Source organism: Streptomyces sp. NPDC002790 (assembly GCF_040295505.1).
GTDB lineage: Bacteria > Actinomycetota > Actinomycetes > Streptomycetales > Streptomycetaceae > Streptomyces.
This window is the reverse complement of the sequence record NZ_JBEOVM010000052.1, coordinates 1-13,710: the sequence shown is the minus strand read 5'-3', so window position 1 is coordinate 13,710 and position 13,710 is coordinate 1. Positions and strand designations below refer to the sequence as shown.

11 protein-coding genes are annotated in these 13,710 nt (G+C 70.7%); 7 read left to right on the top strand and 4 right to left on the bottom strand.

Annotated elements, in window-relative coordinates:
* Nucleotides 1–14: 14 nt before the first annotated feature.
* On the top strand, nt 15–2,528 hold the full coding sequence (locus tag ABT004_RS22190) for an alpha-L-arabinofuranosidase family protein (RefSeq protein ID WP_351339544.1): 2,514 nt from the start codon (nt 15–17) through the stop codon (nt 2,526–2,528).
* A 17-nt stretch (nt 2,529–2,545) separates the two neighbouring features.
* Here ABT004_RS22190 and ABT004_RS22185 read toward each other — a convergent pair whose 3' ends face one another.
* Nucleotides 2,546–3,538: an aldo/keto reductase gene (locus ABT004_RS22185; protein ID WP_351339542.1), complete on the bottom strand. Its 993-nt coding sequence runs from the start codon at nt 3,536–3,538 to the stop codon at nt 2,546–2,548.
* 139 nt (nt 3,539–3,677) lie between these two features.
* On the opposite strand from ABT004_RS22185, the gene ABT004_RS22180 reads away from it, so the two are divergent.
* From ABT004_RS22180 to ABT004_RS22155, 6 genes are all read left to right on the top strand, one after another.
* A complete protein-coding gene (locus ABT004_RS22180) occupies nt 3,678–4,898 on the top strand; it encodes a hypothetical protein (protein ID WP_351339540.1) in 1,221 nt (406 codons plus the stop codon).
* A gap of 101 nt (nt 4,899–4,999) precedes the next feature.
* On the top strand, nt 5,000–6,028 hold the full coding sequence (gene argC / locus ABT004_RS22175; protein WP_351339537.1) for an N-acetyl-gamma-glutamyl-phosphate reductase: 1,029 nt from the start codon (nt 5,000–5,002) through the stop codon (nt 6,026–6,028).
* On the top strand, nt 6,025–7,176 hold the full coding sequence (argJ, locus tag ABT004_RS22170) for a bifunctional glutamate N-acetyltransferase/amino-acid acetyltransferase ArgJ (protein ID WP_351339535.1): 1,152 nt from the start codon (nt 6,025–6,027) through the stop codon (nt 7,174–7,176). The genes argC and argJ overlap by 4 nt, the downstream gene beginning before the upstream one ends.
* A complete protein-coding gene (gene argB, locus ABT004_RS22165) occupies nt 7,173–8,117 on the top strand; it encodes an acetylglutamate kinase (RefSeq protein WP_351339533.1) in 945 nt (314 codons plus the stop codon). Before argJ ends, argB begins: the two co-directional genes overlap by 4 nt.
* Nucleotides 8,118–8,131: 14 nt before the next feature.
* Nucleotides 8,132–9,328, top strand: coding sequence for an acetylornithine transaminase (locus ABT004_RS22160; RefSeq protein WP_351339617.1), 1,197 nt, complete (start codon nt 8,132–8,134; stop codon nt 9,326–9,328).
* A 14-nt stretch (nt 9,329–9,342) separates the two neighbouring features.
* On the top strand, nt 9,343–9,903 hold the full coding sequence (locus tag ABT004_RS22155; RefSeq protein WP_351339530.1) for an arginine repressor: 561 nt from the start codon (nt 9,343–9,345) through the stop codon (nt 9,901–9,903).
* A 111-nt stretch (nt 9,904–10,014) separates the two neighbouring features.
* Here the strand turns inward: ABT004_RS22155 and ABT004_RS22150 are convergent, their stop codons facing one another.
* Genes ABT004_RS22150 through ABT004_RS22140 form a run of 3 tightly spaced genes read right to left on the bottom strand, consistent with a single transcriptional unit; the run spans nt 10,015 to nt 13,545 of the window.
* Entirely contained in the window at nt 10,015–10,980 is a 966-nt protein-coding gene (locus tag ABT004_RS22150; protein ID WP_351339528.1) for a PfkB family carbohydrate kinase, read from the bottom strand.
* On the bottom strand, nt 10,977–12,452 hold the full coding sequence (locus ABT004_RS22145) for a purine-cytosine permease family protein (protein WP_351339526.1): 1,476 nt from the start codon (nt 12,450–12,452) through the stop codon (nt 10,977–10,979). The genes ABT004_RS22150 and ABT004_RS22145 overlap by 4 nt, the downstream gene beginning before the upstream one ends.
* A 58-nt stretch (nt 12,453–12,510) precedes the next feature.
* Nucleotides 12,511–13,545: an ADP-ribosylglycohydrolase family protein gene (locus ABT004_RS22140; protein ID WP_351339524.1), complete on the bottom strand. Its 1,035-nt coding sequence runs from the start codon at nt 13,543–13,545 to the stop codon at nt 12,511–12,513.
* Nucleotides 13,546–13,710 lie beyond the last annotated feature (165 nt).

Genomic DNA, 13,710 nt, shown 5'->3' with positions numbered 1-13,710 from the left:
CTTGAGGAGCGCGCATGACACATGGACGACGCAGACGCTGGAGCTGGAGGACCTGGGGCCTCGGAGCCACCGCGGGTTCCCTGCTGGTGAGCGCGGCCGTGCTGCCGTCATCGGCCTCGGAGGCGGGCGACGGGGGAACGGCGGCCGATGTCACCGACTACTCCGTCACCGTCGACCCGAACCGCTCGGGCGCGGCCATCGACGACACGATGTACGGCGTCTTCTTCGAGGACATCAACCGGGCCGCCGACGGCGGGCTCTACGCCGAACTCGTACAGAACCGGTCCTTCGAGTACTCCACCGCCGACAACAGCGCCTACACCCCGCTCACCGCCTGGAAGACGAGCGGCACGGCGAAGGTCGCCGACGACGCCGGGCGCCTCAACGCACGCAACCGCAACTACCTCTCCCTGACCGCCGGTTCGAACGTCACCAACTCCGGCTACGGCACCGGATACACCCTCACCAAGGGCAAGGCGTACGACTTCTCGGTCTGGGCCCGCGGCGACGCCGAACTCACCGTGACCCTCGGCGACGCCGACGGCTCCCTCGCCACACCCCGCAAGCTGCGGACGCGCGGCGACTGGGCCCAGTACAGGGCGACGTTCACGCCGACCCAGGACACCACGGCGGGGCGCCTCACCGTCACCACCACGAAGGACGCCGCGCTCGACATGGTGTCGCTCTTCCCGCGCGACACCTACAAGGGCCACAAGAACGGCCTACGTAAGGACCTCGCGGAGAAGGTCGCGGCCCTCAAGCCCGGCTTCGTCCGCTTCCCCGGTGGCTGCCTGGTGAACACCGGCTCCATGAAGGGGTACGACGAGGCCTCCGGCTACGAGCGCAAGCGTGCGTACCAGTGGAAGGACACGGTAGGGCCGGTCGAGCAGCGCGCCACCAACGCGAACTTCTGGGGCTACAACCAGAGTTATGGGCTCGGTTACTACGAGTACTTCCAGTTCGCCGAGGACATCGGCGCGATGCCGCTGCCCGTCGTCCCTGCCCTCGTCACCGGCTGCGGCCAGAACAAGGCCACCGACGACGACGCGCTGTTGAAGCGGCACATCCAGGACACGCTCGACCTGATCGAGTTCGCCAACGGGCCGACGAGCACCAAGTGGGGCAAGCTGCGCGCCCAGATGGGCCACCCGAAGCCCTTCCAACTCACGCACCTCTCGGTCGGTAACGAGGAGAACCTGCCGAACGAGTACATGGCACGCTTCAAGCAGTTCCGCGCCGCCATCGAGGCGAAGCACCCGGACGTCACCGTCATCTCCAACTCCGGCCCCGACGACAGCGGTACGACCTTCGATACGGCCTGGAAGCTCAACAAGGACGCGAAGGTCGACATGGTCGACGAGCACTACTACAACAGCCCGCAGTGGTTCCTTCAGAACAACGAGCGCTACGACTCCTACGACCGGCAGGGCCCCAAGGTCTTCCTCGGCGAGTACGCCTCGCTCGGCAACCAGTGGTCCAACGCCATGTCCGAGGCCGCCTACATGACAGGGCTCGAACGCAACGCGGACGTCGTCAAGCTCGCCTCCTACGCACCGCTGTTCGCCCGCACCGACACCGTGCAGTGGAAGCCCGACATGATCTGGTTCAACGACCAGAAGTCGTGGGGCTCGGCCGACTACGAGGTGCAGAAGCTCTTCATGCGCAGCGTCGGCGACCGCGTGGTCCCGTCCAGCGCCACCGCCACCCCGTCGACCCTGGAGCCGATCACCGGCGCCGTGGGCCTGTCGACATGGGCCACCAGCGCCGCGTACGACGACGTAAAGGTCACGGACGTCGACGGGAAGACGCTGCTGAGCGACGACTTCAGCGGTGACGCCGCGCAGTGGAAGGGGACCGGCAGCGGCAGTTGGAGCGTCCAGGACGGCCAGTACGTGCAGTCCGACGCCGCCGCCGAGAACACCCTCGTCACGGCCGGTGACCCGAGCTGGCAGGACTACGACCTGCACGTGAAGGCCACCAAGAAGTCCGGCAAGGAGGGCTTCCTCGTCGCCTTCGGGGTCAAGGACACCGGGAACTACTACTGGTGGAACCTCGGCGGCTGGAACAACACGCAGTCCGCCGTCGAACAGGCCGTGAACGGCGGCAAGTCGACGCTGCTGTCCAAGGCCGGATCGATCGAGACGGGCCGCGCGTACGACGTCGACGTCAAGGTCCGTGGCCGCCAGGTCACCCTGTACCTCGACGGTCAGGAATGGGGCTCCTTCAAGGACGACAAGCCGGCCGAGCCGTTCCGGCAGGTCGTCACGCGCGACAAGAAGACCGGTGACCTGATCGTCAAGGTCGTCAACGCGCAGGACTCCACGGCCCGTACGAAGGTCGACCTCGGCGGCGCCGATGTCGCGCACTCGGCGGCGGTGACGACGCTGACCGCGGCGCCCGACGCCGAGAACACGGCGACCGACCGGCCCGTGAAGCCGGTGACGTCGACCTTCACGGGCGTGTCCGACAGATTCACGTACACGTTCCCGGGCAACTCGGTGACGTTCCTGAGGATCAAGAAGGGCTGACCCGACCCCCGCGGGCCTCAGCCGTTCACGAACCGCATGCTGCCCGCGTCGTAGCGGTCCCCGGCCACCTCACCGGCCGGGGCCGCCGCGTCGATCGCGGCCAGCTCGTCCGCCGACAGCTCGAGCGTCGCTGCCGCCACGTTCTCCTCCAGGTACTTCTGGCGGCGCGTGCCGGGGATCGGCACCACGTCGTCGCCCTGGTGCTGCACCCAGGCGAGCGCCAACTGGCCCGCCGTGACGCCCTTCCGGTCCGCCAGCTCCTCCAGGCGGGCGACGATCGCGAGGTTGCGCTCCAGATTGCCGTCCGTGAAGCGCGGCTGGGTGCGGCGCAGGTCGCCCTCCTGGAACTGCTCCGTCGACTTGTAGGCGCCCGTGAGGAAGCCGCGCCCCAGCGGCGAGAACGGCACGAGTCCGATGCCCAACTCCCGGCACACCGGCAGAATCTCCGCCTCCAGGTCGCGCGTCCACAGCGAGAACTCGCTCTGCAGCGCCGCGATGGGATGCGTCGCGTACGCCTTGCGCAGCGTGTCCGTGCCCGCCTCGGAGAGGCCGAGGTGGCGCACCTTGCCCTCCTTCACCAGCTCCGCCATGGCGCCCACGGTCTCCTCGATGGGCACGCTCCGGTCGACGCGGTGCAGGTAGTACAGGTCGATGTGGTCGACGCCGAGCCGGCGCAGTGAGGCCTCGCATGCCTGGCGCACGTAGGCCGCGTCGCCCCGGATCGCGGTCGGCTCGCCGCGCTTGTTGGCGAAGCCGAACTTCGTGGCCAGGACGGCCTGTTCGCGGCGGCCCGGCGCGGCGAGGGCGCGGCCGATCAGCTCCTCGTTGTGCCCGCTTCCGTAGAAGTCCGAGGTGTCGAGCAGGGTGACACCGAGGTCGAGGGCGCGGTGGATCGTGCCGATCGACTGCTCGTCGTCGGACGGGCCGAAGCCGGTGCTCATGCCCATGCAGCCGAGGCCCTGCGCGGAGACGGTGAGCGCGCCCAGGCGGCGAGTGGGAAGGTTCGACATGGGTGCTGCCTCCTGTGATGGTGCCGGTGCCGTATGTGCTCGACCGTATGACGTGGAGCGCACTCCAGGGCAAGCCGTGCGCCTCCGGGTACGCTGCCCGCGCGCCGGGCAGGCCGGCGGGCGACAAGGGGGAGCGGTCATGAGCGCAGCGCGCATCCGGAGGAGAGGGGCGGCGGTGTGCGCCGCCTTCGTGGCCTCCCTGCTCGCCGTCGCGGGGTGCGGAACATCCGGCGGGCAGGCGAAGGCGCCGGCCCCGTCCAAGGCCCACGAGACGGAACTTTCCTGGAAGTTCGAGCACATCGCGGACTTCAACGGTGAGCTGACCGACGTCGCGGCTCTCGCCGAGGACGACATCTGGGCGACCGGCGCCGAGAACGACGGCAGCTACTCGCCCCTGCTCCTTCACTACGACGGCGAGCGGTGGAGCCGCGAACCCTTCCCCGACGCGCTCGGCACGGGCGAGGGCTATCCGCCGGTGCTCGAAGAATTCGGCGACAAGACCGTGTGGATGCGGTCGAGTCCGCGCCGGGACGGCGTCCCGCAGGAGGACACGGCGGCGGCCAAGTGGGCCCAGTGGGACGGCGACCGCTGGTCCCCCGTGCCGAACCCGCCGCCCGGAGCGGCGTCCGACCTCGACGCCGCGTCCCCCGACGACATCTGGGCACTCACCGGTGAGCAGACCGCCGCCCACTGGGACGGCGCCCGCTGGACCACGACCCGGCTCCCGTACAAGGTGGGCGATCTGGCCGTCGTCGGCCCCGACGACGTCTGGGCCGTCGGCTTCCGCGCCACTGGGCCCGGCACGAAGACGGCGCACGGCGAGTCGTACGACCAGCCCGCCTCCGCGCACTGGGACGGCACGTCCTGGAAGCCGGTGGACACGCCCCTGGCCCGCTTCGAGGAGCCGATCCCGACCGAGCCCGCCGCACGCCTGACCCGCGTCGTCGCGCTCGAAGGCGGGGAGGTGCGCGCGTACGGCATCAACTCCTTCAACCACGGCGAGGGCGAACCCGAACCGGAGGACCAGTACATCCGGCTGCGCCGCGATGGCGTGAAGTGGGTCGACCAGAAGCCCGACCCCGGACAGTGCGAGCTGCGGGTCCCGCTCGCCCAGGGAAAGGGCGGTCTCTTCCTCGACGGCAACTGGTACCTGACCGACGACAACCGCTGCGTGAAGATCGAACGCCGGCGGCTGCCCCAGTCGACCGGCGCCCGCAAGACCTCGAACCAGGGGCTGTGGCTCAATGAGATCTACCGGATCCCGGGCACCGACGAATGGCTCGGCGCGGGAAAGGTGGAGGTCAGCCAGTCCGGCGGCCCGTTCAACGCGCCCGTCGTCGTACGCCTGGAGCGCGGCTGAGCCGCCCGCACCGCGTCCCGTGGCCGGAGTGTGCCGATCACTCACTCGTTGCATAAACGTGCACAGCGACGTATAGTCATGCCATCCAAGAGGAGGGTTCCATGGCGGTACGCGCAGCAGTGGCGGGAGCGAGTGGATATGCAGGCGGCGAAGTGCTGCGCCTGCTGCTCGCCCACCCCGAGGTGGAGATCGGCGCCCTGACGGGCAACTCGAACGCGGGGCAGCGCCTGGGCGCGCTCCAGCCCCACCTCTTCCCGCTCGCCGACCGAGTCCTCCAGGAGACCACGACGGAGGTGCTCTCCGGGCACGACGTCGTCTTCCTGGCGCTGCCGCACGGGCAGTCCGCCGCCGTCGCCGAGCAGCTCGGCCCGGACGTCCTCGTCGTGGACATGGGCGCCGACTTCCGGCTGAAGGACGCGGGCGACTGGGAGAAGTTCTACGGCTCCGCGCACGCCGGGACGTGGCCCTACGGCCTGCCCGAGCTGCCCGGTGGCCGCGCTGCTCTGGAAGGGTCCAAGCGCATCGCGGTGCCCGGCTGCTACCCGACGGCCGTCTCGCTCGCCCTCGTCCCCGCGTACGCCGCGGGGCTCGTGGAGAGCGAGGCCGTGATCGTCGCCTCCTCCGGCACCTCCGGCGCGGGCAAGGCGGCCAAGCCGCACCTGCTCGGCAGCGAGGTCATGGGGAACATGTCGCCGTACGGGGTGGGCGGCGGTCACCGGCACACCCCCGAGATGATCCAGAACTTCAGCGCCGCGGCGGGGGAGCGGGTCTCCGTCTCCTTCACGCCGACGCTCGCGCCGATGCCCCGCGGCATCCTCGCCACGTGCAGCGCCAAGGCGAGGCCCGGCGTCACCGCCGACCAGGTGCGCGCCGCCTACGAGAAGGCGTACGGCGACGAGTCGTTCGTCCGTCTGCTGCCCGAGGGCCAGTGGCCGCAGACGGCCGCCGTGTACGGGTCGAACGCGGCGCAGATCCAGGTCGCGCACGACGAGGAGTCGGGCCGCGTCATCGTCATCAGTGCGATCGACAACCTGACCAAGGGCACCGCCGGCGGTGCCATTCAATCCATGAACATCGCCCTCGGTCTCGACGAGACCACCGGGCTCTCGACGATCGGAGTCGCGCCGTGAGTGTGACGGCAGCCAAGGGATTCCAGGCCGCGGGCATCGCAGCCGGAATCAAGAACAGCGGGAACGCGGACCTGGCCCTCGTGGTCAACCGCGGCCCCCGCCTGGCGGCCGCGGGCGTGTTCACCTCCAACCGCGTGAAGGCCGCCCCGGTCCTCTGGTCCGAGCAGGTCCTCAAGGGCGGCCAGGTCTCCGCCGTCGTCCTCAACTCCGGTGGCGCCAACGCCTGCACGGGCCCCAAGGGCTTCCAGGACACGCACGCCACGGCCGAGAAGGTCGCCGAGGTCCTCGAGCTGAACGCCGGGGAGGTGGCCGTCGCGTCCACCGGACTCATCGGCGAGCTGCTCCCCATGGACAAGGTGCTGCCCGGTGTCGAGGCGGCCGCGTCCCAGCTCTCCGAGCACGGCGGCGAGAAGGCCGCCATCGCCATCAAGACCACCGACAGCGTGCACAAGACGGCGGTGCACCAGGGCAAGGGCTGGACCGTCGGCGGCATGGCGAAGGGCGCCGGCATGCTGGCACCCGGCCTCGCCACCATGCTGGTCGTCCTCACCACGGACGCCGCGCTCGACAGCGACGTCCTGGACAAGGCGCTGCGCGACGCCACGCGCGTCACCTTCGACCGGGTCGACTCCGACGGCTGCATGTCGACGAACGACACGGTGCTGCTGCTCGCCTCCGGCGCCGCCGAAGTCACCCCGGAGTACGAGGAGTTCGCCCAGGCCGTCCGCGAGGTCTGCGACGACCTCGGCCGGCAGCTCATCGGCGACGCCGAGGGCGCCAGCAAGGACATCAAGGTCGAGGTCGTCAACGCCGCGAGCGAGGACGAGGCCGTCGAGGTGGGCCGCTCCATCGCCCGGAACAACCTCCTCAAGTGCGCCATCCACGGCGAGGACCCCAACTGGGGCCGCGTCCTCTCCGCGATCGGCACCACGCGGGCCACCTTCGAGCCGGACGAGCTGAACGTCGCGATCAACGGCGTATGGGTCTGCAAGAAGGGCGGCGTCGGCGAGGACCGCGAGAAGGTCGACATGCGCTACCGGGAGGTCGTCGTCACCGCCGACCTCGCCGCGGGCACGGAAACCGCGACGATCTGGACGAACGACCTGACCGCCGACTACGTCCACGAGAACAGCGCGTACTCCTCATGAGCGAGACGAACGACACCAAGCAGGCCACAGCGCGGAAGCACACCGCGCTCCCCAAGGCCCAGACGCTCATCGAGGCGCTGCCCTGGCTGACCCGGCACAACGGCAAGACGGTCGTCATCAAGTTCGGCGGCAACGCCATGATCGACGAAGACCTGAAGGCCGCCTTCGCGCAGGACGTCGTCTTCCTGCACCACGCCGGACTCAAGCCGGTCGTGGTGCACGGCGGCGGCCCGCAGATCAGCAAGGCGCTCGACAAGCACGGCATCGTCAGCGAGTTCAAGGCGGGCTTGCGGGTCACCACCGAGGACGCCATGGACGTCGTACGGATGGTGCTCGCCGGGCAGGTGCAGCGCGAGCTGGTCGGCCTGCTCAACCAGCATGGTCCGCTCGCCGTCGGCATCACCGGCGAGGACGCGCACACCATCACCGCAACCAAGCATCAGCCCCGCATCGAGGGCGAGTTGGTCGACATCGGCCGGGTCGGGGAGATCACCGAGATCGACACCGGCGCCATCGAGGCCCTGCTCGCCGACGGCCGGATCCCGGTCGTCTCCTCGATCGCCCGCTCCCAGGACGACTCGCATGTCTACAACGTCAATGCTGATACGGCGGCTGCGGCACTCGCTGCTGCGCTGGACGCCGAGACGCTGATGGTGCTGACCGACGTCGAGGGCCTCTACGAGGACTGGCCGCACTCCGACGAGGTCATCAGCCGGCTCACCGCCACCGAACTCGAGAAGCTGCTCCCGGAGTTGGCGAGCGGCATGGTCCCGAAGATGGAGGGCTGCCTGCACGCGGTGCGCAACGGCGTGCACACGGCCCGCGTCATCGACGGGCGGGTCCAGCACTCGATCCTGCTGGAGATCTTCACCGACGAAGGCATCGGCACGATGGTCATGGCCGACAAAGAGACCGGCAAAGAGGGGGAGGGCAACTCGTGACTGCTGACCAGGAGTTGACGGCCAACCAGGAGCTGACGGCGCGCTGGCAGGGCGCCCTCATGAACAACTACGGCACCCCGCGGCTGCCCCTCGTCAAGGGCGCGGGCGCCAAGCTGTGGGACGCCGACGGCAAGGAGTACCTGGACTTCGTCGGCGGCATCGCGGTCAACGCGCTTGGGCACGCCCACCCGGCGATCGTCGAGGCCGTCTCCACGCAGATCGCCTCCCTCGGCCACGTGTCGAACCTGTTCGTCGCCGAACCGCCGGTCGCGCTCGCCGAGCGGCTGCTCCAGCACTTCGGCCGGGACGGCGCGGTCTTCTTCTGCAACTCGGGCGCCGAGGCCAACGAGGGCGCGTTCAAGATCGGCCGGCTCACCGGCCGGACGCACATGGTCGCCACCACCGGCGGCTTCCACGGCCGCACCATGGGCTCCCTCGCGCTGACGGGACAGCCCGGAAAGCAGGACGGCTTCACGCCGATGCCGGGCGACGTCACGCACGTCCCGTACGGGGACGTGGACGCGCTCAAGGCGGCGGTGACGACCGACACGGCGTTCGTCATCATCGAGCCCATCCAGGGTGAGAACGGCGTGGTGGTACCGCCCGCCGGCTACCTGAAGGCGGCCCGCGAGATCACCCGCGCCACCGGCACCCTGCTCGTGCTCGACGAGGTGCAGACCGGCGTCGGCAGGACCGGGCACTGGTTCGCGTACCAGGCGGAGGAGGGCATCGAGCCCGACGTCGTCACGCTCGCCAAGGGCCTCGGTGGCGGCCTCCCGCTCGGCGCGACGATCGCCTTCGGCGAGACGGCGAAGCTGCTGAAGCCGGGCCAGCACGGCACGACGTTCGGCGGCAACCCGGTCGCCTGCGCGGCGGGCCTCGCGGTCCTCGGCACCATCGCGGGCGACGGCCTCCTGGAGAACACCAAGGCGGTCGGCGAGCGCCTCAAGGCCGGCATCGAGGCACTCGGCCACCCGCTGGTCGGTCATGTCAGGGGCGCGGGCCTGCTGCTGGGTATCGTGCTCACCGGGCCGCGCGCCCCGCAGGTGCAGCAGGCGGCCCAGGACGCGGGCCTCCTGGTGAACGCGCCCGCACCCGACGTCGTACGGCTCATGCCGCCGCTGAACCTTAAGCACGCCGAGGCGGACGCGTTCCTCGCGGCGCTGCCCGCCGTACTGGACGCGGCCGCCGACGACGAAGGACGAGCCTGAGGAATGGGACGACGATGAGCAGCAAAGCGGAGAGAGACGTGGCCGCGGCCACGCACCTGGCGCACGCCGCGGCGGGCGTGCCGCAGACCCGCGCCGCGCGGCACCGCCGGATAGTGGACATCCTCAACCGTCAGCCGGTTCGCTCCCAGAGCCAGTTGGCGAAGCTGCTGTCCGACGACGGGCTCACGGTCACGCAGGCGACGCTCTCCCGCGACCTGGACGAGCTGGGTGCGGTCAAGATCCGCAACACCGGTGGTGAGCTGATCTACGCCGTGCCCAGTGAGGGCGGCTTCCGCACCCCGCAGGCTCCGCTCGGCGAATCGGCCAAGGAGGAGCGGATGCGCCGCCTGGCCGGCGAGCTGCTCATCTCGGCGGAGGCCTCGGCCAACCTGGTGGTGCTGCGTACGCCCCCGGGCGCGGCCCAGTTCCTCGCCTCCGCGATCGACCAGGCCGAACTGCACGTCATCCTCGGCACGATCGCGGGCGACGACACGGTCATGCTGATCAGCCGCGACCCGGCAGGCGGCCAGTCCCTGGCGAACCACATGCTCCGCCTGGCCCAGAACGACCACTGACCCCCACCCCGCCCCTCAATCGCCGCAGGGGCTATTTATAGCCCCTGCGGCGATTGAGCAGGCCCGTCCGGCAGGACTTTCGGGAAGGGGCGGGGTGGGGGAGAAACGCCCTCAGCCCAGCCCCACCGCCCGCGCCCCATCCGCCCCGAGGAACGCCACCAGCTCACCCACGGTGGGCGCGGTGGCGGGCCCCCGCCGCGTCACCGCAAGCGCCGCCGCCGCATTGGCCCCCCGCGCAGCGTCATACGCCGAAACCCCCCGCCCGAGCAACGCCAGAAACGCCCCGACATGCGCATCCCCCGCGCCATTGCTGTCCACGGCGTCCACCGGAAACCCCGGAACATGCACCACGTCCCCCGAGCCCGGCGCAGCCAACCAGCACCCGTCCTTGTCGGCCCGCACCAACACCCCCGCCCCGTCCCGCAACCGCCCCCGCAAGGCGGCGGCCGCCTCCCGGGGATCACCGCCCCCGGCCATGATCCCGGCCTCGCGCGCATTGCAGCTCAGCCAGTCCGTCCGGGCCAGGACCGGTTCGAGGACCTCGGCCGGAATGTCCGCCACCAGCGGCGCCGGATCGAAACAGACCCGTACGCCATCGGGGAGCCCCGCCACCAGCTGCGCGAGCAACGGCCCGTTGACCTCCATGACAAGGCCGTACCCGGACACCTGCACGAGGTCGCCGCCCCGCACGGCGCCCGCCACCGCAGCCGCCTCGCCCTCCGTCATCCGCGCATCGACTCCGAAACTGGTCACGAACGTCCGCTCGCCGCCGCCGTCGACAAGGGCCACACAGAACCCGGTGTCGCCGTCGGTACGCGCCGGATGCAGTGTCCCGATGCCCTCCGCGGCGAGCGCGGAACGCACCAACTCCCCATAAGGGCCGGTGCCGTGAAGCCCCGCGTACACCGCTTCGGCGCCCAGCCGCCGCGCCGCCGTGAGCGCGTTGAAGCCGCCGCCCGCGTACAACTCCGTACGTGTACCTATGACATCGCCACCCCGCTCCGGCAGGGCGGGCACGTCGATGACGAGATCGGCGATGACGTTCCCGGCGAGAACGACGCGGGAGTCGGCGGTCATCGTGTGGCCTCCTTGAGAGCGGCGGAATCGGTGTCGGGGGAGTCGAGGGTCACCTTCGTGCGGCGCCCGAGCAGCGCGTACAGCACACCGCCCACGACGATCGCGACGAGCCAGCCGAGCCCGTTGACACCGAGCCAGGACCCGGCCAGCGGGCCCTTGAACCACACGTCGTCCGCGCTGGTCGAGGCCGTGGTGAACAGCAGCCCGGCCACGATCGCCACCACCCACGCGACGACGGCGGGCAGATGGAAACCGCCGGTGTACCAATAGCGGCTGGTGCGCCCGGTGTCCATCACACCCTCGGGGTCGTACTGCCGACCGCGGACGCTGTCGACGACGATGACCCCGATCCATGCCGAGATCGGCACGGCGAGCAGCGTCAGGAACGTACTGAACGGGCCGTAGAAGTCGCCCGCGATCAGCATGAAGTAGACGCCGCCGAGGAACATCAGGCCGACATCCACGCAGACCGCCCAGGCCCGCGGCACCCGCAGACCGAGCGTGATCATCGTGAGCCCGGCCGAGTACGTGGACAGGTGATTGGACATCAGCAGTCCGCCGAACGCCGCGATCAGATACGGCACGGCCATCCACGACGGCAGCATCGCGTTGATCGCCGCGACCGGGTCGGACGCGGTCGCGAGCGTCGGATCGCCGGCCGTGAGCAGCGATCCCAGCGAGATCAGCAGCACCAGCGGGATGCCCGCGCCGAACGCGGAGGCCTGTACGAGCCGCCCGCCCGGGATGGACCGCGGCAGGTAACGGGCGTAGTCCGCACCGGCGTTGGCCCAGCCGATGCCGGTGCCCGCGGCGATGAAGCCGATGCCCGCGATGACACCGCTGAGCGGTCCGGCCGGGGCGTCGAGGACCTTCGCCCAGTCGACGGTCGCGACGAGGAAGCCCATCACGACCAGGTTCAGGATCCCGAAGGCCACCGTCGCCCACTTGTTGATCCACATGATCGTGGCGTGCCCGAGCCCGCTGATCAGCAGGGTGCAGGCGATGAAGACCAGCAGACAGATCAGGGTGAGGACGGTGCCCTGGCCGAACCCGAAGAGCGTGTTGAGCAGAGCGAGCAGTGCGTACGCCGCCGTGGTCGTGGTGATCGTCTCCCAGCCGACCCGGCTGAGCCAGCTGATCAGTGTGGGCCCGTGGTTGCCGCGCTGGCCGAACACCGCGCGCGACAGGGTCAGGGCGGGCGCGCCGCCCTTCTTGCCGGCCAGGCTGAGGGCGCCGACGAGCGCGAAGGAGCCCACCGAGCCGACGATCGCGACGATCACGGCCTGCCAGATGTTCAGGCCGCGGAAGGCGACGAGGGTCGCGCCGAGCGGCAGCCCGAGGATCGAGATGTTGGCGGCGAACCACGTCCAGAACATCTGGCTCGCGTGGCCGTGCCGCTCGCTGTCGGGGACCGGTTCGATCCCTCGGGTCTCCACGGTGCCGACGCGGTCGTTCTTCGTTGAATCGGCCATGGCGGAACCTCCTTGCTCTTGCTCGGTGCGGTCGGGGTGCGGACCGCCGGCGGTTGGTTCAGCGGTCGGTTCTGCGGTTGGTTCGGTAGGTGAGCAGCTGCCGGGTCAGCGGCTCCAGGTCGAGCCCGTTGACCTCGCGCAGGGTGCGTACGGCGTCGGCGGGCAGGGCGGTGAGGCCGTGCAGGGAGCCGGCGATCGCGCCGGCCATCGCGGCGATCGTGTCGCTGTCGCCGCCGAGGTTCGCCGCGAGGAGCGTGGCCCGCCACGGGTCGCCGCCGGTCAGCGCGAGCATCGCGAACGCCGCGGGGACCGACTCCTGGCTGGCGACGCTGGTGCCGATGAGCGCGACGACACGGTCGAGTGCCGCGGCCTCGTCGAGGCCCGCGATCAGCTCGCGCACCGAGGCGATCCGCGCCGGGATGCTGGCGCCCGCGATCCAGTTGCCGCGCCGCTCACCGGCCGCGGAGGCGGCGATCGCGGCGTCGAAGACGTCATCGAGGGTGCCGCCCGCGATACCGGTGGAGACCGCCGCGGCGACGGCCGCCGCGCCCGCGATACCGATGTTCGTGTCGTGCGTGACCTGGCAGGACTCGACGACCCGGTCGAGGAAGGTCTCGGTGTCGGCAGGGGCGTAGGAGTAGGCGATGCCGACCGGCGCGACGCGCATCGCGGAGCCGTTCGTCGTGCCGTACTTGCCGGCCTCCTTGGGGTCTGCGCCCCGGTCCACGGCGTCGAGCGCCGCCTTGGTCGAGGGGCCCAGCAGGTCGAACGACCCCTTGGCCTTCATCTCCCGTTCCCAGGACAGGAGTTCCTCGGCGAACCGCAGCGGGTCGACGTGCCCCCCGCCCTCCACGATCAGCCGCGCCACGATGACGGCCTGGTCGGTGTCGTCCGTGACGGACCCGGCGGGCATTCCGGCACTGACCGGGTTGTCGGGCCGCGCGGGCTCGAAGCCGGTCAGGGTGCCGTAGGCGCGGACGACGTCCTCGCGCGACATGACCTGGGTCGGCATGCCGAGCGCGTCGCCGAGCGCGAGCCCGTAGAAGGCACCGGCGGCGCGGTCGAAGAGGGCGGGATCGGGGGTGGTACTCACGGTTGGCCTCCTCGGCCGGTACGTACGTGCAGTTGGAACCGGGACGGGGGGGGCCGGCGCGGGACCAGCACGCCCACCCCCCCCCCCCCCGCGCGGCACCCCCCGGCGCCCCCGCGGGGGGGAAACCCCGGGGGGGCGGGCCGGGCCCCCGCGCGGGGGTGCGGG

What these genes read in the sequence shown, in the direction of transcription:
- ABT004_RS22150 (WP_351339528.1), bottom strand. Translation starts at nt 10,980, where the DNA reads ATGACCGCCGACTCCCGCGTCGTTCTCGCCGGGAACGTCATCGCCGAT.
- argB (WP_351339533.1), top strand. Translation starts at nt 7,173, where the DNA reads ATGAGCGAGACGAACGACACCAAGCAGGCCACAGCGCGGAAGCACACC.
- ABT004_RS22145 (WP_351339526.1), bottom strand. Translation starts at nt 12,452, where the DNA reads ATGGCCGATTCAACGAAGAACGACCGCGTCGGCACCGTGGAGACCCGA.
- ABT004_RS22190 (WP_351339544.1), top strand. Translation starts at nt 15, where the DNA reads ATGACACATGGACGACGCAGACGCTGGAGCTGGAGGACCTGGGGCCTC.
- ABT004_RS22180 (WP_351339540.1), top strand. Translation starts at nt 3,678, where the DNA reads ATGAGCGCAGCGCGCATCCGGAGGAGAGGGGCGGCGGTGTGCGCCGCC.
- argC (WP_351339537.1), top strand. Translation starts at nt 5,000, where the DNA reads ATGGCGGTACGCGCAGCAGTGGCGGGAGCGAGTGGATATGCAGGCGGC.
- ABT004_RS22155 (WP_351339530.1), top strand. Translation starts at nt 9,343, where the DNA reads ATGAGCAGCAAAGCGGAGAGAGACGTGGCCGCGGCCACGCACCTGGCG.
- ABT004_RS22185 (WP_351339542.1), bottom strand. Translation starts at nt 3,538, where the DNA reads ATGTCGAACCTTCCCACTCGCCGCCTGGGCGCGCTCACCGTCTCCGCG.